The 21,396-nt window shown below is 71.1% G+C and carries 18 protein-coding genes; 10 read left to right on the forward strand and 8 right to left on the reverse strand.

The annotated features are described in order from the left end of the window. Positions 1-230 precede the first annotated feature (230 nt). Complete coding sequence (locus AP234_RS06285; protein WP_055478576.1) at positions 231-1,382, forward strand: globin domain-containing protein; 1,152 nt, start codon at positions 231-233, stop codon at positions 1,380-1,382. A 66-nt stretch (positions 1,383-1,448) separates the two neighbouring features. After that, on the forward strand, positions 1,449-2,525 hold the full coding sequence (locus AP234_RS06290; RefSeq protein ID WP_055478577.1) for a WD40/YVTN/BNR-like repeat-containing protein: 1,077 nt from the start codon (positions 1,449-1,451) through the stop codon (positions 2,523-2,525). A gap of 57 nt (positions 2,526-2,582) precedes the next feature. On the opposite strand, the gene thyX is transcribed toward AP234_RS06290, so the two are convergent. From thyX to AP234_RS06310, 4 genes are all read right to left on the reverse strand, one after another. Further along, the gene (gene thyX / locus AP234_RS06295; protein WP_055478578.1) at positions 2,583-3,365 is read right to left on the reverse strand and encodes an FAD-dependent thymidylate synthase; all 783 of its coding nucleotides are present in this window, start codon (positions 3,363-3,365) and stop codon (positions 2,583-2,585) included. Positions 3,366-3,457: 92 nt separating this feature from the next. Then, positions 3,458-4,240, reverse strand: a complete 783-nt coding sequence (locus AP234_RS06300) for an ABC transporter permease (RefSeq protein WP_055478579.1) — start codon at positions 4,238-4,240, stop codon at positions 3,458-3,460. Then, positions 4,237-5,127: an ATP-binding cassette domain-containing protein gene (locus AP234_RS06305; RefSeq protein WP_055478580.1), complete on the reverse strand. Its 891-nt coding sequence runs from the start codon at positions 5,125-5,127 to the stop codon at positions 4,237-4,239. Before AP234_RS06305 ends, AP234_RS06300 begins: the two co-directional genes overlap by 4 nt. Before the next feature lie 162 nt (positions 5,128-5,289). Next, positions 5,290-7,419 (reverse strand): anthranilate synthase component I, encoded by a 2,130-nt coding sequence (locus AP234_RS06310; protein WP_055478581.1) that lies wholly within the window; start codon positions 7,417-7,419, stop codon positions 5,290-5,292. Between the two features lie 271 nt (positions 7,420-7,690). Here AP234_RS06310 and AP234_RS06315 point away from each other — a divergent pair, with 271 nt between their 5' ends. From AP234_RS06315 to mctP, 3 genes are all read left to right on the forward strand, one after another. Further along, positions 7,691-9,391, forward strand: coding sequence for a CocE/NonD family hydrolase (locus AP234_RS06315; protein WP_200926247.1), 1,701 nt, complete (start codon positions 7,691-7,693; stop codon positions 9,389-9,391). A gap of 145 nt (positions 9,392-9,536) precedes the next feature. Next, a complete protein-coding gene (locus AP234_RS06320) occupies positions 9,537-9,740 on the forward strand; it encodes a DUF3311 domain-containing protein (protein ID WP_152990270.1) in 204 nt (67 codons plus the stop codon). Next, positions 9,737-11,317 (forward strand): monocarboxylate uptake permease MctP, encoded by a 1,581-nt coding sequence (gene mctP, locus AP234_RS06325; protein WP_055478583.1) that lies wholly within the window; start codon positions 9,737-9,739, stop codon positions 11,315-11,317. Before AP234_RS06320 ends, mctP begins: the two co-directional genes overlap by 4 nt. Before the next feature lie 81 nt (positions 11,318-11,398). Here mctP and AP234_RS06330 read toward each other — a convergent pair whose 3' ends face one another. Next, entirely contained in the window at positions 11,399-12,904 is a 1,506-nt protein-coding gene (locus AP234_RS06330; RefSeq protein ID WP_055478584.1) for a WS/DGAT/MGAT family O-acyltransferase, read from the reverse strand. 220 nt (positions 12,905-13,124) lie between these two features. Between AP234_RS06330 and AP234_RS06335 the strand changes: the two genes are divergently transcribed. Further along, positions 13,125-15,425 carry a glycoside hydrolase family 3 N-terminal domain-containing protein gene (locus AP234_RS06335; RefSeq protein ID WP_083501824.1) on the forward strand — a complete coding sequence of 767 codons (2,301 nt, stop codon included), beginning with the start codon at positions 13,125-13,127 and terminating at the stop codon, positions 15,423-15,425. An 81-nt stretch (positions 15,426-15,506) separates the two neighbouring features. Here AP234_RS06335 and AP234_RS37800 read toward each other — a convergent pair whose 3' ends face one another. Continuing rightward, positions 15,507-15,920 (reverse strand): PH domain-containing protein, encoded by a 414-nt coding sequence (locus AP234_RS37800; RefSeq protein WP_055478585.1) that lies wholly within the window; start codon positions 15,918-15,920, stop codon positions 15,507-15,509. Between the two features lie 190 nt (positions 15,921-16,110). On the opposite strand from AP234_RS37800, the gene AP234_RS06345 reads away from it, so the two are divergent. Continuing rightward, positions 16,111-17,046 (forward strand): AMIN-like domain-containing (lipo)protein, encoded by a 936-nt coding sequence (locus tag AP234_RS06345; protein WP_055478586.1) that lies wholly within the window; start codon positions 16,111-16,113, stop codon positions 17,044-17,046. Between the two features lie 317 nt (positions 17,047-17,363). Here the strand turns inward: AP234_RS06345 and AP234_RS06350 are convergent, their stop codons facing one another. Beyond that, a complete protein-coding gene (locus AP234_RS06350) occupies positions 17,364-17,855 on the reverse strand; it encodes a metallophosphoesterase family protein (RefSeq protein ID WP_055478587.1) in 492 nt (163 codons plus the stop codon). A gap of 114 nt (positions 17,856-17,969) precedes the next feature. Here AP234_RS06350 and AP234_RS06355 point away from each other — a divergent pair, with 114 nt between their 5' ends. Next, the gene (locus tag AP234_RS06355; protein ID WP_055478588.1) at positions 17,970-18,365 is read left to right on the forward strand and encodes an HPF/RaiA family ribosome-associated protein; all 396 of its coding nucleotides are present in this window, start codon (positions 17,970-17,972) and stop codon (positions 18,363-18,365) included. A gap of 58 nt (positions 18,366-18,423) precedes the next feature. Here AP234_RS06355 and AP234_RS37080 read toward each other — a convergent pair whose 3' ends face one another. Further along, on the reverse strand, positions 18,424-18,588 hold the full coding sequence (locus AP234_RS37080; RefSeq protein ID WP_160330386.1) for a hypothetical protein: 165 nt from the start codon (positions 18,586-18,588) through the stop codon (positions 18,424-18,426). A gap of 205 nt (positions 18,589-18,793) precedes the next feature. On the opposite strand from AP234_RS37080, the gene AP234_RS06360 reads away from it, so the two are divergent. Both AP234_RS06360 and AP234_RS06365 read left to right on the forward strand, forming a co-directional pair. Beyond that, positions 18,794-20,500, forward strand: a complete 1,707-nt coding sequence (locus AP234_RS06360) for a RecQ family ATP-dependent DNA helicase (protein WP_083501827.1) — start codon at positions 18,794-18,796, stop codon at positions 20,498-20,500. 269 nt (positions 20,501-20,769) lie between these two features. Next, complete coding sequence (locus AP234_RS06365; RefSeq protein WP_055478589.1) at positions 20,770-21,108, forward strand: hypothetical protein; 339 nt, start codon at positions 20,770-20,772, stop codon at positions 21,106-21,108. Positions 21,109-21,396: the final 288 nt, after the last annotated feature.

A 21,396-nucleotide genomic window follows, 5' to 3' on the forward strand; every position in this document is an offset into this window, starting at 1 on the left:
CCCTGGAGGATGATTGCCGCTCCCCCTTCCGGCCGTCGAGGCGGCCCGGACGGCGGGCGATCTCGACGGTGCGCCCGCCCCGGCTCCGGGGCAATGCGGACGAACCGGTTGTGACTCCATGTCTTCGGTGTCACACTCACGGTGAGCGCCCTGCGAGCCGGGGCCGCCGGCGCTCGTCACCCGGAATCAGGGAGGTGTACCGAACACGACCAGGGTGGGAGCACGATCTCATGTCGCCGAACGCGCGCCTCGTCAAGGAGAGCTTCTCGCTCGTCGAGCCCGTCGCGGCCCGGGCCTCGGCGTATTTCTACGGACGGTTGTTCGCCGAGAACCCGAGCCTGCGCGCACTCTTCCCGGCCGCCATGGGCGCGCACGACGATCGCGTCTTCCGGGCGCTCATGAAGATCGTCCGGGCGCTCGACGACCCCGCGGCGCTCTCGCCGTTCCTCGCCCGGCTCGGCCGCGACCACCGCAGGTACGGCGTCGTCGCCGAGCACTACCAGGCCGTCGGCGCCGCGCTGCTCGCCACGGTACGGCACTTCGCCGCCGAGGCCTGGACCGCCGAGGTCGAGGCCGCCTGGACCGAGGCGTACGGCATGGTCGCCGACGTGATGATCGATGCGGCCCGGGCGGAGGCGAGGACCCGTCCCCCGTGGTGGCTCGCCGAGGTCGTCGGTCACGAGCTGCGCACCCCCGACATCGCGGTCGTCACCCTGCGCCCGGCGCAGCCGCTGGACTTCACCCCGGGGCAGCACGTCACGGTGCAGACGCCGCGCTGGCCGCGCGTGTGGCGTCCGTTCTCGATCGCCAACGCCCCGCGCGCGGAGGGCACGCTCAGCCTGCACGTGCGGGCGGTTCCCGGCGGCTGGGTGAGCTCGGCGCTGGTGCGGCACACCCGGATCGGCGACCAGGTCATGCTCGGGCCCCCGGCAGGCACGATGGTCCCCGTCGACACCGGAAGGGACATGCTGTGCGTCGCCGGCGGCACGGGCCTGGCCCCGATCAAGGCCGTCATCGAGCACGTCATCGCCTCGGGCCGCCGTCCGGGCATCCATCTGCTGTTCGGCGCCCGGCACGCCGGTGATCTGTACGACCTGCCCGACCTCGTCCGTATGGCGGCGGAGTTCCCGCGGCTTCGGGTGCTGCCCGTGGTCTCCGACGATCCCGGCTTCTCCGGGATGCGGGGCAGGCTGCCGGACGTCATGGAGCGGCTGCACTCCTGGCCCGATCACGAGGTCTACGTGTGCGGGCCCGACGCGATGGTGGCCGAGACTGTACGGCGCCTGCTGAGGTCGCAGGTGCCGCCGTCCCGCATCCACCACGACGGGGCGCCGAGCGAGCCGGGACATCCCGTGGAAACGGCGGGCGGGCCGGTCTCCTGACTGGCACGATGACCACAGGCGACGAGACATGGTCGATGCGACCACGGCCGACGAAAGGAAGAACCGATGGAAGCCCTGCTCGCGATCGGTACCCGCAAAGGCCTCTTCCTCGCCCGCTCGGTCGGAACCGGTCCGTACGAGATGGAACCCGTGCGGTTCTCCACCATCGCCGTGCCGTCCGTGGCCGTCGACACCCGGGAGGGGACGCCGAGGCTGCTCGCGGGCATCGAGTACGGACACTTCGGACCGAGCGTCATGTGGTCCGACGACCTCGGCAAGACCTGGGAGGAGGCCGCCACGCCGCCCGTGGCCTTCCCCGAGCGCACCGGCGCCTCGCTGGCCAGGGTCTGGCAGCTCCTGCCGTCGCCGTCGGAGCCGGAGGTGGTCTGGGCGGGGGCCGAGCCCGCCGCGCTGTTCCGATCGGAGGACCGCGGGGTCACCTATTCGCTGGTTGAGGGACTGTGGGACCATCCGACCCGGCCGCGCTGGCAGCCGGGCGGCGGCGGCCTTTGCCTCCACACGATCGTCCCGCACCCGGCGGAGCCGGATCGGATCGCCGTCGCCGCCTCGGCGGTCGGCTTCTTCCGCAGCTTCGACGCCGGGGCGTCGTGGGAGCCGGCCAACAGGAACATCCGGGCGCCGTTCCTGCCGGAAGGCGGCCAGTATCCCGAGTTCGGCCAGTGTGTGCACAAGGTCGCGCAGCATCCGGCCCGGCCGGAGCGGCTCTACCTCCAGCACCACTTCGGCGTCTACCGGTCGGACGACTTCGGCGGTTCGTGGACCGACATCGGCGCCGGCCTGCCGTCCGACTTCGGCTTCCCGATCGTCGTGCATCCCGAGCGGCCGGACACCGTGTACGTCTTCCCGCTGCACGCCGACGTCGACCGTACGCCCCTGGGGCACGAGTACACCGTGTTCCGCAGCGACGACGCCGGGGCCACGTGGCGGGCGTTCCCGGTGGGGCTGCCCGGCGAGCCCGTGTACTCCTCGGTGCTCAGGGACGCGATGTGCGCGAGCGAGGCGGGCGTGTTCTTCGGCACCCGGGACGGAGAGGTGTACGGCTCCCGCGACGGCGGAGAGACCTGGACGCGGATCGCCGGGCATCTGCCCGACGTCCTGTGCGTCCGCGCCGCCGTGCTCTGAGCCGCCGCCCCGCGGATGCGAGGCCCGCCGGGCGGGCCTCCTTCCGGCCTCAGACGATCAGACCTTGCGCCAGCCGGGGACCCAGGCGCCGTCCTCGATCGCGTAGTCGCCGAACAGCGCCGGGGCCTCGGTCTTCATGATCTCGCCGATCTTACCGAAGACGAGGCGGATCTCCTCCTCGGCTCCGGCGGCCGTACGCGCCTCGATCGTGTGGCGCAGCGTGCGCACGTTGGCGGTCCACACCAGGCCGGTGGCGACGCCCTCGGGCGCGAAGCGGCGCATGAACGAGGTGCGGTGCTTCTTCTCCGCGAACGGCACCCCCTCCTCGTCCAGCCCGAAGTGGGCGGCCGCCCAGGACTGGAACTCCTCCATCCGGTCGAGCAGCTCGGTCGCCCGCTTCATCAGCTCAGCGTCCTCGCGCGCCCACTCGGGGAACCAGAACGGGATGTCGGAGAGCCGGACGAACCGCAGCGACTCCTGGGAGATCGCCACGCCCGGGCGGTGCCGTACGAGCTCATGGGTCAGCACCCGTGAGACGTTGTGCAGGACGAAGCTGAAGTTGAGGTGTTCGAGGACCGAGCCGTGGGCGCTGGCCAGGATGTTGCGCAGATAGGCTTCCTGGTCCTTGCGCACACGGGTCACGTTCGGGTTCAGCCCGGGCTCGAACGAGCGGTAGCACAGGCGGCCGGCGAACTCGGCGAGGTTCTGCGCGTCGAACTCGCCCCGCTCCAGCCGCTCCAGCCAGCTCTCGCCGCCGATCTCCTGGAGATAGCGGGCGAGCTCGTCGTAGTCCAGCTCGGGTCTGGCGACGAGGAAGACCTCGGGTTCGACGCTGCGCATGTACCTTGATCCCCGTTGTTGCGGTTAAGACCGGACATGCACACCGTACCGGGCCGAGGCGCACGCCACGGCCCGGTACGGACGAAGCCGGCTCAGGTGATGTCGCGGCGGACCGTGGTGGCCGAGGCGACGGCCGCGAACAGCAGGCCGTACGCGACCAGGATCAGCGCCCCGCCCCAGGCGGGGAGCAGGTCGGGCCTGCCGAGCCCGGTGTCGATGTCGATGTTCATCAGCGCGCTCGCGGCACCGCCGGGCAGCCACTTGCCGACGACCTGCAGGACCGGGATCCCGCTCAGGATCGGCTCGACGATGTAGGTCCACACCACGGCGATCACGATGCCGGCGACCTGGTTGCGCACCAGCGCCCCCAGACCGATGCCGAACAGCGCGTAGAGCGCCATGGACACGAGGATGCCGACACTGATCTGCGGGATGTGGGAGGCCGACAGGTCGAGCTCGCCCCCCGAGATCAGCACCGTGGGGATCACCACGATCGCCTGGAACACCAGCAGGGCCAGGGCGAACAGCGCGCCGACCACCAGACCGGTGATCAGCTTGCCGGCGACCACCTGAGCGCGCCGCGGGGTCGTCAGCAGGGTGCCGGTGATCGTCTGGTAGCGGTACTCGGAGGTCATCATGACGACCCCGAGGACCATCACCATGATCCAGCCCATCTGCACGCCGCTCGCCCAGACCATCTGCGCCCACTCCGGGGTGTCCCGGCCGGGGAAGGACGCGCCGTTGTTCTCGATTCCGGCGACCGCGATGAAGATGGCCAGGAACACCCCGACCAGCAGCAGCATGACGAGCAGCAGGATCCACCAGAGCCGGGTGGTGAAGAGCTTCTGCAGCTCCGCCTTGACTAGCTTGATCATCGTCCCTCCGTCAGATCGAGGAAGACCTTCTGGAGGTCCGACCGCTCCTGCGTGACCTCGGTCAGCACGACCCGCCGGTCGAGCGCGACCTGCCCGATGGCCTCCGCGTCCAGGCCGCGTACGCGCAGCGTCCCGTCGTCGACGAGCTCGACCTGCGCGCCCGCCGCTTCGAGCGCGGGGGCGAGATCCGCCGCCTTCGCGCTCCGGACCCGGACGGCCTCCCCGCCGTTGCTGGTCAGCTCGGACAGGCTGCCCTGCCGGACGAGACGGCCCCTGGCGATGATCACCACGTTGTCGACGGTCTGCTCGACCTCCGACAGGACGTGGCTGGAGACCAGCACCGCCGCACCCTCGTCGTACGCGAGGTGGCGCAGGAAGCCGCGGAGCCATTCGATCCCGGCGGGGTCCAGCCCGTTGGCCGGTTCGTCGAGGATGTACACCTTCGGACGGCCGAGCAGGGCGGAGGCCAGCGCGAGCCGCTGCCGCATGCCCAGCGAGAAACCGCCCACGCGCTTGTTCGCCGCGTCGGCGAGGCCGACCTGGCCGAGCGCGTCGTCGACCCGCTCGGCGGGCAGCCCGGCGGCGGTGCACATGATGCGCAGGTGATTGCGCGCGGTGCGGCCGGGATGGAAGCTGGTCGCCTCGAGCACGGCCCCCACCTCGGTCAGGGGCTCGCTCAGCGAGGTGTAGGGCCTGCCGTTGACCAGCGCCTCACCCGAGTCGGGTGTGACCAGGCCGAGCAGGCTGCGGAGGGTGGTGGTCTTACCGGCCCCGTTGGGGCCGAGGAAGCCGGTGACGGATCCGGCCTCCACCCTGAACGACACGTCGTCGACGGCTTTAACGGCCCCGAACGACTTGACAAGATTTTTGATCTCTATAGCAGTCATCGCCTCCCGATTATCTCGCCCGAGAATTGCGCTTTTCTCATCCTTTAAGAGGATCTCGGCCACTCCCCGAGGGAGGAGGAATCCCGGGAACGCGGCAGCCCACGCGGAATCCCGCACGGACGTTCCGGATGGACGGTCCGTACGGGATTCCGGTTCTGGACGCTACGCCGAGGCGAGGCGCAGGACGTTGGCGATGATCCTGGCGCCGGAGCCGCCCTGGGTGGTGAGGATCGACTCGGGGTGGAACTGCACGGCGAAGCGCCGGTTGGCGGCGTCCTCGATCGCCATCACCGCCCCGTCCGGGGTGCACGCGGTGACCGTGAACCCCTCCGGCACGCCCGCCCGCTTGGCGTGCAGCGAGTGATAGCGGGCCGCGACGAACTCCTCGGGCAGGCCGTCGAGCAGCACGCTCTCCCCCTCGCGGCGGACCCGCCCGCGCTTGCCGTGCTCCGGGTACGGCAGCAGCTCGAGCGTGCCTCCGGCCTGCTCGACCATGGCCTGCAGGCCGAGGCAGACGCCGAACACCGGCAGCCCCCTGGCGTACAGCGCGTCGACCAGGGCCGTGCAGCCGAAGTCGGACGGCCAGCCGGGGCCGGGCGAGAGCACGACCAGCGTGGGCGCGATCTCCTCGATCATCTCCAGCGGGAAGCCGTGCCGCAGCGTCACCACCGAGGCGCCCTGCTGGCGGAAGTAGTCGGCGAGGGTGTTGACGAAGGAGTCCTCGTGGTCGACCAGCAGCACCGTGTGGCCCTCACCCGGCAGGTCGGCGGCCGGCGCGGGGGCCGCCTGCTCCTGACGGCGACCGGCCGCGGCGAGGGCGGCGAGCAGCGCGCTGGCCTTGAGCTCGGTCTCCCGCTCCTCGGCCTCCGGGTCGGAGTCGAACAGCAGGGTGGCCCCGGCCCGTACGGTCGCGACGCCGTCGCGGATCTGCGCGGTGCGCAGGGTCAGGCCGGTGTTCATCGAGCCGTCGAAGCCGACGAAGCCGACGGCCCCGCCGTACCACCGCCGGGTCGTCTCCTCGTGGTCCTCGATGAACTGCATCGCCCAGGTCTTCGGGGCGCCGGTGACGGTGACGGCCCACATGTGGGTGAGGAAGGCGTCCAGCGCGTCGAACCCCGGACGCAGCCTGCCCTCGATGTGGTCGACGGTGTGGATCAGCCGGGAGTACATCTCGATCTGGCGGCGGCCGATGACCCGGACGCTGCCGGGGACGCAGACGCGGGACTTGTCGTTGCGGTCGACGTCGGTGCACATGGTGAGCTCCGACTCCTCCTTGACGCTGGACAGGAGCGTCCGGATGGCCTCGGCGTCCTCGACCGGGTCGGCGCCGCGGGCGATGGTGCCGGAGATCGGACAGGTCTCCACCCGCTCACCGGTCACCCGCACGTACATCTCCGGGGACGCCCCGACCAGGTGCTCGCCGCCGAGGTTGAGCAGGAACTCGTACGGCGCGGGGTTGGCGGTGCGCAGCGAGCGGTAGAAGGCGGCGGGGTCGGCGCAGGCGCCGTGGAAGACCTGGCCGGGGACGACCTCGAACAGGTCACCCCTGGTGAACTTCTCCTTGGCCTTGGCGACGATCTCGGCGTAGGCGCCCCTGCGCGGGTCGTCGGGGATCCGGTCGGGCGTGACGAGCGGCACGGCCTCCCCGGTGCGGGGCAGGCCGTGGGTGGAGACGCCGTCGACGGTGAACTCGTAGCGGTACTCCCTGCTGGTCTCGCGGACCCGGTCGATCACGACGAGCCGGTCGGGCAGGTGGAGGACCAGGTCGCGCTGGTCGTCAGGGCGGGTCAGCCGGTAGCGGATCGGCTCGAACTGGAAGGCCAGGTCGTAGCCGAACGCGCCGTACAGGCCCAGGTGCGGGTCGTCGCCGCGGAAGGCCGCGATCACCTCGCGGATCGCGGTGAAGACGGTCGGCCGGCGGCTGCGCTGCTCCTCGGGCAGCAGGTCCTCGGACTCGGCGACGTACACCTCGACGAACCCGTCGGTGGGCTCGCTGACCGGCTTGCCCGCGGCGAGCAGGCAGGACGCGACCACGGGAAGCACGACCAGGCCGCGGTCGTTGAGCGCCCGGGCGGAGATCCGCCGCCCTCGCGCGACGAACTCAAGGCAGGGGTCGACGTAGCCGAACGCCCATCGGCTGTAGCGGCCGGGGTAGTCCATGCCGGAGGAGAACGCCCCGCCACGGTGCTCGCCGAGCGCCGTCACGATCTCCTCGAGCGCCTGCTCCGGCACCTCGCGCACGCCGCGTTCCACGGTGACGCCGCCGGCGGTGGTATATCCGCTGATCTCCACTTGTCGTGCCCCTTTTGCTCGAATCTCGTCGAATGCCCCAGGGGCGGACAACGAAAAAAGCCGCCTCTCGGGGCGGCCGGTCCATTTGCGCTTGCGAATGCGAAACCCACGCCGCCTGTCAGCGGCGCCACCACTGAAGGGTCGCGGGAACTCGCATGGCTGAAGATTAGCCCCGGTCACCGTGATCATGCAACGGGACACACTGGCGGAGCAGCCCTGCGGATAGATATTCTGTTACCGGTGAGTAAAGGAGGCGCGCGAAGGAGTTCTCATGGTCGACCTGCCGCTCCGGCTGCCGATCCAGCTGCCGACGTCCCGGACGGCGCAGCGGCCGGGACGCCACCCGGCGCACCGGGTGCGGGTCAGGCGGAACCTCCCCGTGCCCATGTCGGACGGCGTCGTCCTCCTCGCCGACCACTACTTCCCCGTAGGCGCGGTCCGCCCGCCCACGATCCTGATCCGGACGCCCTACGGCCGGGGCGGCCCCTTCGGCTGGATGTACGGCTGGGCGTTCGCGCGGCACGGCTTCCAGGTCGTCCTGCAGAGCTGCCGCGGCGGGTTCGGCTCCGGCGGCCTGCTCGACCCGCTCGCCGACGAGCACGCCGACGGCCTGGCCACCGTCGAGTGGCTGCGCCGCCAGTCCTGGTACGGCGGCGGCCTCGCCATGCACGGCCCCTCCTATCTCGGTTACACCCAGTGGGCCATCGCGGCCGAGACGCCCGATCTGAAGGCCATGGCCACCCAGGTCACCGCCTCCTGCTTCCGGGACGCCGCCTATATCGGCGGGGCGTTCGCGCTGGAGTCGTCGCTGATCTGGACCACGCTCACCGCGCACCTGGACGGCCGCCTGCCCGGGGTGGCCCCGCTGGTCGTCCCGCGCAAGGCACGCCGTGCCTTACTGTCCGGGCTCGCCGCGCCGCCCGCGCTGCCGGGCGCGCCGGACGCCTGCGGGCTGCCGCTCACCGAGCTGGACCTGGCGGCGGCGGGCCGCCCGGTGCCGTTCTTCCGCGAACTGCTCGCCAACCACGCCGATCCGGCCTCGCCGTACTGGCAGAAGAGGGACTTCTCCGGCACGGTCGACCGGGTGACGGCCGAGGTCACGATGACCGGCGGATGGTACGACGTGTTCCTGCCGTGGCAACTGAAGGACTACGCGGCGATGCGCGCCGCCGGGCGCCGGCCGTACCTGACGATCGGCCCCTGGCATCACACCGACGTACGGCACGGGCGGGCCGCCAACAACGACGCACTGGCCTGGTTCCGCGCCCACCTGCTCGGCGACCCGTCCGGGCTGCGGCCCGCACCCGTGCGGCTGTTCGTGACCGGCGCCGACGAGTGGCGCGACCACTCCGACTGGCCGCCGCCGGGGACGCGGCCGGTGCGGTGGCACCTGCAGCCGGGCTTCGGGCTGTCCACCGGCAATCCGGTCCCGTCGGAGCCGGACAGGTACCGCTACGACCCCGCCCATCCCACCCCGGTCCTCGGCGGGCCGGTGCTGATCGGCGACTCCTCGCCCCGGGACAACCGGCGGCTGGAGGCCCGGCGGGACGTGCTCGTCTACACCTCGGCGGCGCTGACCGAGGACACCGAGGTGATCGGGCCGGTCACCGCCGAGTTGTTCCTCCGCTCGACCAACCAGCACGCCGACGTGGTCGTGCGGGTGTGCGACGTCCACCCCGGCGGCGCGTCGATGAACGTCTGCGAGGGGGTGCGCAGGCTCACCCCGGAGGTGCCCGCCGACGCCGACGGCGTGCGCCGGGTGGAGGTCGAACTGTGGCCGGCGGGGCACCGCTTCCGCCGGGGCCACCGGATCCGGGTGCACGTGGCGAGCGGGGCCTATCCCCGGATCGCCCGCAATCCCGGCACGGGCGCCGCGCTGACCGCGGGCAGCCCGATGGTGCCGTCGGACCAGGAGATCCTGCACGACCCCGACCATCCCTCGGCCGTCGTGCTCCCCCACTACCGCACCTAGCTAGCCGGTCGGCGCGTGTCGTTCGGCGCGCCGACCCGACCGTTCGGCGCTCGGTGACGGCGCTGTGATCCTCGCGAATTTAACGTGATCCCCGTCACTTTACGCGCGACACTACAAAGTGTCTCCGTCCGGTTGGAGAGTGCGTTTGACCACGCCCCGCACCGACCGCAGCCGCTGGTACTGGCTGCTGCTGATCCCCGTCGCGATCCCGCTCGCCACTCCCCTGTTCAACGCCGTCGAGCCCAGCGTGTTCGGCATCCCGCTGTTCTACTGGCTGCAACTCGCCTTCATCGTCCTCGGCGTCACGACGACCACCGTCGTCTACCGCATGACGCGGAGGGGCCGATGACCACCGAGATCGTCATCTTCACGGTGCTGTTCCTGCTCGTCAGCGGGGTGGGCTTCGTCGCGGCCCGGTGGCGGCGCGCCGACGATCTCGCCAGCCTGAACGAGTGGGGCCTCGGCGGGCGCAGCTTCGGCTCGTGGATCACCTGGTTCCTGGTCGGCGGCGACCTCTACACGGCCTACACGTTCGTGGCCGTGCCCGCCCTGCTGTTCGGCGCGGGCGCCATGGGCTTCTTCGCCGTGCCGTACACGGTGGTCGTCTATCCGCTGGTGATGCTCGTGCTGATCCGGCTCTGGTCGGTCTCGCACGTGCACGGCCTGGTCACCCCGGCCGACTTCGTGCGGGCCAGGTTCGGCTCCCCCACGCTGGCGCTGCTGGTCGCGATCACCGGCATCGTCGCGACCATGCCGTACATCGCGCTGCAGCTCGTCGGCATCGAGGCGGTGCTGAAGACGATGGGCGTGACGGGTGACCTGCCGCTGATCATCGCGTTCGCGATCCTGGCGGCCTACACCTACCAGTCGGGGCTGCGCGCACCGGCGCTGATCGCGTTCGTCAAGGACTCGCTGATCTACGTGGTGATCCTCGCGGCGATCATCTACATCCCGGCCAAGCTGGGCGGCTGGGAGACGATCCTGGCGAAGGCCCAGGCCAAGTTCGAGGCCACGCCCTCGCCGGGCGACGGCATCCTGCTCAACGCGAACAACCAGGTCCAGTACGTCACGCTCGCACTCGGCTCGGCGCTGGCGCTGTTCCTCTACCCGCACAGCGTCACCGGCGTGCTGGCGTCGCGGGACCGCAACGTGATCAAGCGGAACATGTCGGCGCTGCCCGCCTACAGCTTCCTGCTCGGCATGATCGCGCTGCTCGGCTACATGGCGATCGCGGCCGGCGTCACCCCCATCGGCAAGGACTCCAACACGGTCGTGCCGCTGCTGTTCGACAAGATGTTCCCCGACTGGTTCGCCGGTGTGGCCTTCGCCGCCGTCGGGATCGGCGCGCTCGTGCCCGCCGCGATCATGTCGATCGCCGCGGCCAACCTGTTCACCCGCAACATCTACCGCGAGTACCTCAGGCGGGACGCGACCGACGCGCAGGAGGCCCGGGTCAGCAAGATCACCTCGCTGGTCGTCAAGGTCGGCGCCGTGCTGTGCATCCTGCTCATCGATCCGCAGTTCTCCATCGACCTGCAGCTCATCGGCGGCGTGATCATCCTGCAGACGCTCCCGGCCGTCGCGCTCGGGCTGTTCACCCGCTGGTTCCACCGGGCGGGCCTGATCGCCGGGTGGATCGCCGGGATGGGCGCGGGCCTGTGGATGCTCTACAACATCTCCAGCCCCACCCACGCCCACTTCGCCGGATCGGGGTTCCCGCTGGAGCAGCTCGGCCTCGACACCAAGGTCACGGTCTACGCCGGGTTCCTCGCGCTGATCGTCAACCTGGTCGTCGCCGTGCTCGGAACGCTGCTCGCGCGGGCGCTCAAGGCGGCGGACGGCCCGGACGCCACCCGTCCGGACGACTACACGGCCGACCGGGACGATCCCCGCGTACACGAGCGGGAGATCTCCGGCTCCGCCTGACCACCCGCGTGCCCGGGGCGCGGGAGGCCGGGGGCGGGGGCGCGTCGCACGACCTCGGCGACGGGCCGGGGCCGCCCGCCGTCATCCGCCCTCTCGCGCGGCCGGGCGCCGCTCGCCGGCGAGCGCCGTCAGCTCGTCCAGCGCGTCACGCAGGTAGTCGATCAGATCCCACACGTCGGGGACCATGTCGCGGTCGGCGATGATCCCGAAGTCGACCCGGCCGTCGTAGGAGAACACGGTGATGTTGACGCCGCCGCTGAGGTCGGTGATCACTGAGATCGGATACTGGGCGACGACGCGCGCGCCGCAGACGTACAGCGGGATCTGCGGCCCCGGCACGTTGGAGATCATCAGGTTCATGGCGGGGACGCGGGCCGAGGCCAGCCGGAACGCCGACCTGGCCGCCAGGGCGTTCAGCGCGGCGGGCATGGCCTGGCTGAACTCCAGCAGCCAGGTCGCCGGCGCGGCGGAGAACCGCTCCTTGACCAGGTTCATCGAAGCGCCGACCGCGTGCAGCCGGTCCAGCGGGTCGGCGAGGTGGGTCGGCAGCGTGGTGATCGCCGGGATCACCTCGTTGGCCGGCCCGCCGTCCTGCGCCCCCGCCGGCGAGAGGCCCTTGGTGGAGATGGGGATGCCGACGACGAGCGGCAGGCGGGGCAGCTCGTCCCGCTTGGCCAGCCAGCGCCGCAGGGCGGCCGCGCACAGCGTGAGCACCACGTCGTTGACCGTACGGCCGAAGGCGTTCTTCACGTCCTTGATCTCGTCGAGCGGCAGCGTCCCGAACGCGAACCGCCGGTGCTGGGAGACCGGCCCGGAGAACGGCGTGCGCGGCACCGGCATGCGGGGCAGGCCGGGCAGTTGTTCCGCGCCGATTCCGCGGATCAGCCGGGAGACCAGCCCCGCGCCCGGGATCTGAGAGATCACCGGCACCTCGTCCAGCCTCGGCACCGCGTCCGCGAGGAAGCGCAGCAGGGCCAGCGGGTTGTCCAGCACCCGGGCGACCCCCCTGACCGTCATCTCCAGCGGACCGGGGGCCAGCGTCGCCACGTCGGGCGCGGACGGCTCGGCGGCGGAGGGCTCGGCGGCGGACGGGTCACACGACCGCGGCTCGAAGTCCATCAGCGCCGCCATCACCTCGACCCCGGTCACCCCGTCGATCGCGGCGTGGTGGACCTTGGTGTACAGCGCGACCAGACCGCCGGCGAGGCCCTGGATCACGTACAGCTCCCACAGCGGCCGCCGCCGGTCCAGGGGCCTGCCGTGCAGGCGGGCGACCTGCTCGGCGAGCTTGTGGTCGTCACCGGGCGGCGGCAGCGCGAGCTCGCGGACGTGGTAGTCGAAGTCGACCTCCCGGTCCTCGGCCCAGTACGGGTGATCGAGTCCCAGTGGCACCCCGACCAGGCGGCGGCGCAGCGGCGGCGCGAGGTGGAGCCGCCCGCGCAGCAGCGTGACCAGGTGCTCCCGGTTGATGACGCCCCCGGGCGCGCCGGACGGATCGAGGATCGTCAGCCCCGCGATGTGCGCGAGATTGGTGGCGGTCTCGAAGTTGAGGAACTGGGCGTCGAACGGGCTGAGCTGCTGTCCCATGCCTACAAACTGCCCCAAAACGTCGCCCCTGGACCGCTTCGCGGCCTTCTCCGCCGCCCCGCCGCTCACCCGGCGCGCAAAGACGCCGATCAGCGCTCGCGGCGCCGTCCGCTGAAAGTTTCGGATGTCGTTCCAGGTCGGGGGGAATGCGCTGGTCGGACTTTTGACCGGCGAATTGCGCGATCTTACCGTCGAAATCGGATAACGAGGAAGGAATCCGATGGCATCCCGGCTCAGGCTCGCGTGGATCTCCACGCTCGCGGTGGCGCTCGCCGCCGCGCTCACTGTGGTCTTCACCGTCGACCGCGGCACGGCGATGGCGGCCGACGCACCGTACAAGGACCCGGGGCTGCCGGTGGCCACGCGGGTGAACGATCTGCTCTCGCGGATGTCGCTCGACGACAAGGTCGGGCAGATGACCCAGGCCGACCGGGCGGCGATCAGGAACGTCTCCGACGTGGCGACCTACCGGCTCGGGTCGATCCTGTCCGGCGGCGGGTCGGCGCCCTCCCCCAACACCCCGTCGTCATGGGCGGACATGTACGACGGCTTCCAGCGGCAGGCGCTCGCCACGCCGCTCGGCATCCCGATGATCTACGGCATCGACGCCGTGCACGGGCACAACAACGTCGTCGGGGCCACGATCTTCCCGCACAACATCGGGCTGGGTGCGACCCGCGACCCCGACCTGGTCGAGCGGATCGGCCGGGCGACGGCCGAGGAGGTCGCCGGCACCGGGATCGACTGGACGTTCGCGCCCTGCCTGTGCGTGGCGCGCAACGACCGCTGGGGCCGCACCTACGAGTCGTTCGGTGAGGACCCGGCGCTCGTCACCCAGATGACGACGATCGTCGACGGCTTCCAGAACGCGGGGAACGCCGCGATCCTCGCCACCGCCAAGCACTACGTCGGCGACGGCGGCACCACCGGCGGCCGGGACCAGGGCAACACCGAGCTGAGCGAGGCCGACCTGCGCGCCCTCCATCTGGCGCCGTTCCAGGCCGCGGTGCGGCGCGGCGTCGGCTCGGTCATGGTGTCGTACTCGTCGTGGAACGGCGTGAAGTTGCACGGCCACAAATACCTGATCACCGACGTGCTCAAGGGAGAGCTGGGCTTCGACGGGTTCGTGGTCAGCGACTGGGCGGGCATCGACCAGCTCGACGGGCAGCCCGGGTTCACCGCCGCCGAGGTCGCCAACTCGATCAACGCGGGCATCGACATGGTGATGGTGCCGAACGACTACCAGCGGTTCGTCTCGCTGCTGAAGTCGGAGGTCCAGGCGGGCCGGGTGCCGATGTCGCGGATCGACGACGCCAACCGCCGCATCCTGACGAAGAAGTTCGAGCTCGGGCTCTTCGAGAAGCCGCTCACCGACCGGTCCCTCACCTCCACCGTCGGCAGCGCCGCACACCGGGCCATCGCCCGCGAAGCCGTACGGAAGTCCCTGGTGCTGCTGAAGAACTCCGGCGGCGTGCTCCCGCTCGCCAAGACCGGGGGCAAGATCTTCGTGGCCGGCAAGAGCGCGAACGACATCGGCAACCAGAGCGGCGGCTGGACGATCTCCTGGCAGGGCTCCTCCGGCGACATCACGCCGGGCACCACGATCCTGCAGGGCATCCGCGACGCGGTCGGCTCCGGCACGCAGGTCACCTACAACCGTGACGGCAGCGGCATCGACTCCTCCTACCGCGCGGCCATCGCCGTCGTGGGCGAGACGCCGTACGCCGAGGGCCAGGGCGACCGGACCGGCTCGATGGGCCTCGACTCGACCGATCTCGCCACTCTGCAGCGGCTGAAGGCGTCCGGGGTGCCGCTGGTCGTGGTGCTGGTCTCGGGGCGGCCGCTCGACATCGCCGGGCAGATCGACCAGTGGAACGCGCTGGTCGCGGCATGGCTGCCGGGCACCGAGGGCCGGGGCGTCGCCGACGTGCTGTTCGGCGACCACGCGCCGACCGGCCGGCTGCCCATGACCTGGATGCGCAGTGCGGACCAGCAGCCGATCAACGCCGGGGACGGCAAGCAGGCGCTGTTCGACTACGGCTTCGGGCTCTCGTACTCGACCCCCACCCCCACCCCCACCCCCACACCGACACCGACTCCGACACCCACACCGACACCCACACCGACGCCCACGCCGACACCGACACCGACCCCGACCCCGACGCCCACGCCGACACCGACGCCGACGCCGACGCCTCCGGGTGACAGCTGCACGGTGAACTACCGGCTCAACGACTGGGGCAGCGGGTTCACCACGGATCTGACGATCACCAACCTGTCGGCGAAACCGATCGACGGGTGGACGCTCGAGTGGACCTTCGCCGGAAACCAGAAGATCACCAATGCGTGGAACGCGGAGGTCGTCCAGTCCGGGCAGCGGGTGACCGCGAAGAACCTCTCGTGGAACCGGACGATCGGCGCGAACGGCGGCACGGTGATGTTCGGCTTCCAGGCCGCCTACAGCGGCTCCAACGGGATCTCGGCGTTCACCCTGAACGGCACGACCTGCTCGACGGGGTGAGCGGCGGCCGGACCGGCCGGGCCGAGCAGGCAGGCCCGGCCGGTCCGGTCGCTCGGCACCGGCCGCTCGCGGCCGGTGCCCTCAGGGACGCGATTTCATCAGCTCGTCGGCCACGTCGAACACCGAGGCACCGAGATCGAAGCGGCTGAAAAGGTGGACCTGATCACCCGCTTCGATCTCCAGCAGCTCGGTGGTCAGTCCATAGCGGCGGCGGGAGTCGACCCGGATGCGGTCGACGTCGTTCCAGGACACCCGCTCCCTGCCCGCCAGGCCGGCGACGACCAGCCCGTCGGCGCCCGCGGACAGCCGTACGGGCACGACGAGATCACGGACCGCCACAACGGCGAACCCCAGGGCCACGACACCGGCGAGGAAGAGCTGGTGGTGGTCGCCGATCGTCGCCAGCACTCCGAACAGTACGGCTCCGGCGATCTTCAGCGCGACGACCTGCCATGGCACCCGCCACTCGTGCCGCGGTTCCTCAACACCAGCCACCGGGGCAGCGTAACGAATCCCGGAACGGCAGGGGAGGCCGCGCCCGCGTGGAGAGCGAGGACTTTCGGTCACCGAAATGTCACCTTGGACCGCTCCAAAACGCCATACTCGCGACGCACCATCGAAACAGATGCCAGACCGGCATCTCCCCGGCGGACGTCCCCGCCCCGGGAACCTCGAAGGAGGAGCGATGTCCCCGTCCCGAGCACGCCCCCTCACGGCGCTGACCGTCCCGCTGGCGGTCACCGCCACGCTCCTGGCGGCGCCCGCTGCCGCCGCCCCCGTCCCCGCCGCCCCCATGCTCACCGCCGCGCAGCCGGCCGCCCGCCCCGTCTCGACCCTCGTCGGCATCCGGGCCGCCCACCACCCCGGGCTCGACCGGGTGGTCTTCGAGTTCCGCGGGCCGCTGCCCGCCCACCGCGGCGCCGCCTACGTCTCCTCGCTGATCGCCGACGGCTCGGGCAAGCCGGTCCGGGTGGCCGGCGACGCGATCCTGCGCGTCCGCTTCAGCCACGCCGTCGGGCACGACGGCCGTGGCGCCGTCACCTACGGGCCCACCCGTGAGACCCATGCCCTGCCGGGGGTGATCCAGGTCGTGAACACGGGTGACTTCGAGGGGGTGCTCGGCTTCGGCATCGGGCTGTCGCGGCGCACGTCGTACCGGATGTACACCCTCACCCATCCCAACCGGGTGGTCATCGACATCAAGACGCCGTTCCGGACCGTGCCGGTGAAGACCTTCCTGCTCGACTCGCGTAAGTTCGCGTCGGGGCGGGAGCCGTACACGGTGGCGGTGCGCCGCCCGGTGATCCCGCCCGCCACGGCGCGCGGCGCCCTCCAGCGGCTGTTCGCCGGGCCGACCCGGGCCGAGTACGCCAGGGGGCTGCGCCTGGTCGGCTCCGGGGCCACCGGTTTCAGCTCGCTGACCGTACGAGACGGGGTCGCCCGGGTCCGCCTCACCGGGAAGATCACCAGCGGCGGGTCCACCTACACGATCGCCGACCAGATCATCCCGACGCTCAAGCAGTTCCCTGGCATCCGCTGGGTCAAGATCTACGACCACCTCGGCCGCACCCAGCACCCCACCCGCCGGTCCGACTCCATCCCCCAGAGCCTGGAGCCATGACCCATCCCACCCCCACCCCCCACCCCCACCCCCGTGATCTTGCGGTTTCTCGCACACCAGCCCTCTGACGTGGGAAAAACCCTTCGTTGATCTTGCAGTTTCTCGCACACAAGCCACTTGACCTGCGTTCATTCGATTCATGATCTTGCACTTGACGCGAAGTGCAAGATCATGAGTACAGTTTTCGCCGGTCAGCGCATATCACTGCGAGAAACTGCAAGATCACGGGGTGAGGAGGTCCTGCTCAGGGGGCCGTGCTGCGAGAATTCGCAAGATCACGGCTAACGTGGTGGTCGGATCCGCGGGTGTCGCGGTGGTCAGGTCACCGGGATGATGCGGGCCTCCAGCAACCGGCCGTTCTCGATCTCCAGTACGCCCAGGGTGCCGTGGGGCTGACGGCGGCGGTCGGTGGGCGAGCCGGGGTTGAAGACGCGGACCCCGTCGCCGGTCAGGTCCATCGGGATGTGGGAGTGACCGAAGACGACCAGGTCCGCGTCCGGGAAGCGGCGGCGCATCCTGGCGGTCCTGCCGGCCTTCTGGCCGCTGTCGTGGATCATCGCGACCGTCAGGCCGTCCAGGTCGAGCCGCAGGGTCTGCTGGGCGCCCCACTCTTCGACGTCGGGGCCGTCGTTGTTGCCGAGCACCGCGTGGACGGGCGCGTAGGCCGACAGCTCGACCAGGACATCGGCCGTGCACACGTCTCCCGCGTGGAGGATCGCGTCCGCATCCCGGAGGTGCTCGGCGACCCTGGGCGGGCACGACTTCCACCGGCGCGGCGCATGGGTGTCCGCCAGCACAATGACCTTCACCGTTCCATTGTCCGCCGCCAGGGTCCTCGGTCCCTGGTCCGGCAAGAGGAAGGACCCTCCGGGTGGGACGGACGGCCCTGGCAGCCGGACAGCGGTGATCAGCAGACTGGCCTCATGAACGAGACGCTCAAGCCCGAAGCAGTCAAGGTGGAGACGAACGGAAAGGTCCCCGCGGCGGCGGTGACCGAGGCGCGGGAGCGGATCGCCGCGCTGAGCCGCTTCACCGGCAGGCCCATCCTCTACGCCCGGGTCGTCCTCGGCGACTCGCCCGCACGCAACCCGGAGGAGCGCTGCCGGGCCCGGGCCGTCCTCGACGTCAACGGGCACGCCCTGTACGCCGAGGCGCGCGCGGAGACCATGCACGGCGCGATCGCCGGCGTTCAGGAACGGCTGCGCGGCGGCCTGGAGCGGCTGGCCGGGCGGCACTTCAGGAAGCACCCGCAGCGGCCGCCGCTTAAGGAATCGGAGGAGGCGCGGGAGGACATGCCGCAGCCCCGGGTGCCCGTTTGACCGCGTTCGCTGTGGAGTGACCCGTACGGCCCGCCGCAGCCTTCCGGCGGGCCGTACGTCATCTCCGCTCGAGACTCCGGAGACGGGAGCGGCGCTCCCATATCGTCATGGCGACGAGCATGGCCAGTGCGGCCAGCACGGCGAGCGAGATCACCAGCAGCGCCAGCGTAACGAGCACCGCCACAGCCGCCAGGGAGGCGGCCACTCCCAGCAATTCCGCCACATGACCTCCCGAGATCTTCCCTCGCCATGGGAGATTGCCGGATATGAGTGCCTTGCCGTAAAAGAGTCATACCCTACTCCCGCCTCTCCCGACCGACCGGGGGCTCCCGCCTCTCCACCGGAACCGACCCCCGGGATCCGGCCCCCGGATTCGACCTCGCCACCACGGGTAGAGCAGGGCTGATCTGCTGAGGAAGCGGTGGGCGATGAACGTCAGGCGGGGATCCGCGGGGCACTGGTCGGGGCACTGGTCCCGCGGCCGGACGGGGAACGGGTTCGGACGGCGGCCTCACCGGCGGGCGGGACGGCTGCGCGCCACGGCCCGCGACGCCTTCGGCTGGGAGCGGCTGCGGCCGGGTCAGCGGGAGGCGATGGAGCACCTGCTGGCGGGACGCGACGTGCTGCTCGTCATGCCGACCGGCGGCGGGAAGTCGGCCGTCTACCAGGTGCCGGGCCTGCTGCTGGAGGGCCCGACCGTCGTCATCTCGCCGCTGATCGCACTCCAGCGCGACCAGGTCATGAGCCTGCTGGCCGCGGACGCGGGCGGTGCGGTGGCGGTCAACTCTGCGGGGTCGGTCGAGGCGGGCCTCGACCAGGTCACGGCGGGCCGGGCCGAGTACGTGTTCCTGTCGCCCGAGCAGCTCGCCAAGCCGGAGGTCGTGGACCGGCTGGCCGAGACCCGGCCGTCGCTGATCGCGGTGGACGAGGCGCACTGCGTCTCCGCCTGGGGCCACGACTTCCGGCCGGAGTATCTGCGGCTCGGGAAGGTGATCGAACGGCTGGGCCATCCGCCCGTGATCGCGATGACCGCCACGGCCGCGCCGACCGTGCGTGAGGAGATCGTCCGGTCGCTGGGGATGACCGCCGCCCAGCAGGTCGTCCGGGGCTTCGACCGGCCCAACATCTACCTGGAGGTCCGCCGGTTCACCGATGACGGCGACAAGCGCCGGGCACTGGCCGAGCACCCGCTGGACGGTCTCGGCCTGGTCTACGTCGCCACCCGGCGCCAGGCCGAGGAGTACGCCGAGATGCTGTCGGAGCACGGCAGGCGGGCCGAGCCGTACCACGCGGGGATGAAGGCGAAGGACCGCCGCAGGATCCACGAGCTGTTCCAGAGCGACGGCCTGGACGTCGTCGTCGCGACGTCGGCCTTCGGGATGGGCATCGACAAGCCGGATGTCCGGTTCGTGCTGCACGCCGCCCCGCCGGAGTCCCTGGACGCGTACTACCAGGAGATCGGGCGGGCCGGCCGGGACGGCGAGCCCGCCTCGGCCGTGCTGTTCTACCGTACGGAGGATCTCGGCCTGCGGAAGTTCTTCGTCGGCGGCCGGGCCGACCGGGAGACGATGCGGCGCATCGCCGAGATCGTCCGGGAGCGGGGCGGCGATGGGCAGGGCGGCGTGGTGCCGACCGCACGGCTGCGCGAGCTGCTGGACGTGGGGCCGGTCAAGCTGGCCGCGCAGGTGAATCTGCTGGAGCGGGCCGGCGCGGTGGAGGTGGCGCACGGAGGCGGGATCGCCTACGCCTGCGACGGCCCGCCGCCGGGCGAGGCGGCCGACCGCGCGATGGAGCTCGACGACATGCGGCACCGCCTCGACGACTCCCGCCTGGCCATGATGCGGGGCTATGCCGAGACCACCGGCTGCCGCCGCCGTTTCCTGCTCGAATACTTCGGCGAGCCGTACGAGCGGATCTGCGGGGCGTGCGACACCTGCCGCTCCGGCGAGGCGTCCGTCCCCGAGGTCACCGGGGACGAGGGGCCCTACCCGCTGCACGCCGGGGTACGGCACACCGAATGGGGCCACGGGACCGTGATGAGCCGGGAGAGCGACCGCATCACCGTGCTGTTCGACTCGGTGGGCTACAAGACCCTCGCGCTCGGCGCGGTGGAGGGCCTCCTCGATCTGGCTTAGCGCATCATCTGCCGAGTAACGGGCACCGCTGAGGAAGGCTCGATTCGGCGCGGTCGCTTCACCGGGAGGAAGCTCCGGTCCGCTGCCGTGCCCCGCCGGGCGGGGCCTGGCATGCGGTCCTCGCTCCCTCCCGCCTCCGGCTCGTCCCCCGCCCCCAGATCGCCGCCAACGGTGGGCGACGAGAACATTACCGAGCGTGACCGCCCTCGTGTTGCGGGAGTTCCCCGACACGAGGAAACTCAAAAGGGGGATTTATCACACTTCGGGGGGTGAGTCGGGTGCAGGAGGGTTTCAGCACCTATGAGACGTGGCCGTTCGAATGTCTGCGCTGCCTGCTCGTCTGGGAGGAGGAGTATCTGGTGCGGCGGATGTCGGACGGGCACGGGAACGACGTGGTGGTGTGGACCCGGGAGGGCACGCCCGTCCAGCCCCCGTGGTCGGGCATGAGCTGCCCGGCCTGCGGCTGCGGCAGCGTCACCACGTTCCCCACCGGCTATCTCGGGCATCACGCCGAGTCCGTACGACGGTCGCGACCGGCCGTTCCCGTCCCGTTCACGCGGGCTCCCGCCGTGCCCGACCCCACGACAGCGCTGCCCGCGGAGGCGTAGACCTCCGATCAGCGTTGTCCAGCGCACCTTCGACCCCGCCTTCCGCCGCGGCGGAGACCTCCCGGTGACCGTCCGGGAAACGGGAGAGCACGGCGTCCGAGACCGCCGGGCTCTCCCCTCACCCCCACCACCCCCGTCCGGCCCCTCCCCCGTCCCCTCAACCCGCCCCGGCACACGACGGGTCGCGTCCGGCCTCCCCGTCCATCCGTACGGCGGGCGCGGGAGCCGTACGGCAGGCTCGGAGGAGTCATCGGACGGAATCCGAGCCACCGGAACCAGGCGAATCGA

Origin of the sequence: Sphaerimonospora mesophila (assembly GCF_001417795.1) — a bacterium.
GTDB lineage: Bacteria > Actinomycetota > Actinomycetes > Streptosporangiales > Streptosporangiaceae > Sphaerimonospora > Sphaerimonospora mesophila.

Excerpts from the sequence above, each read along its gene's own strand:
- AP234_RS06285 (WP_055478576.1), top strand. The coding sequence starts at position 231 with ATGTCGCCGAACGCGCGCCTCGTCAAGGAGAGCTTCTCGCTCGTCGAG.
- AP234_RS06290 (WP_055478577.1), top strand. The coding sequence starts at position 1,449 with ATGGAAGCCCTGCTCGCGATCGGTACCCGCAAAGGCCTCTTCCTCGCC.
- thyX (WP_055478578.1), bottom strand. The coding sequence starts at position 3,365 with ATGCGCAGCGTCGAACCCGAGGTCTTCCTCGTCGCCAGACCCGAGCTG.
- AP234_RS06300 (WP_055478579.1), bottom strand. The coding sequence starts at position 4,240 with ATGATCAAGCTAGTCAAGGCGGAGCTGCAGAAGCTCTTCACCACCCGG.
- AP234_RS06305 (WP_055478580.1), bottom strand. The coding sequence starts at position 5,127 with ATGACTGCTATAGAGATCAAAAATCTTGTCAAGTCGTTCGGGGCCGTT.
- AP234_RS06315 (WP_200926247.1), top strand. The coding sequence starts at position 7,691 with ATGGTCGACCTGCCGCTCCGGCTGCCGATCCAGCTGCCGACGTCCCGG.
- mctP (WP_055478583.1), top strand. The coding sequence starts at position 9,737 with ATGACCACCGAGATCGTCATCTTCACGGTGCTGTTCCTGCTCGTCAGC.
- AP234_RS06330 (WP_055478584.1), bottom strand. The coding sequence starts at position 12,904 with ATGGGACAGCAGCTCAGCCCGTTCGACGCCCAGTTCCTCAACTTCGAG.
- AP234_RS06335 (WP_083501824.1), top strand. The coding sequence starts at position 13,125 with ATGGCATCCCGGCTCAGGCTCGCGTGGATCTCCACGCTCGCGGTGGCG.
- AP234_RS06345 (WP_055478586.1), top strand. The coding sequence starts at position 16,111 with ATGTCCCCGTCCCGAGCACGCCCCCTCACGGCGCTGACCGTCCCGCTG.
- AP234_RS06355 (WP_055478588.1), top strand. The coding sequence starts at position 17,970 with ATGAACGAGACGCTCAAGCCCGAAGCAGTCAAGGTGGAGACGAACGGA.
- AP234_RS06360 (WP_083501827.1), top strand. The coding sequence starts at position 18,794 with ATGAACGTCAGGCGGGGATCCGCGGGGCACTGGTCGGGGCACTGGTCC.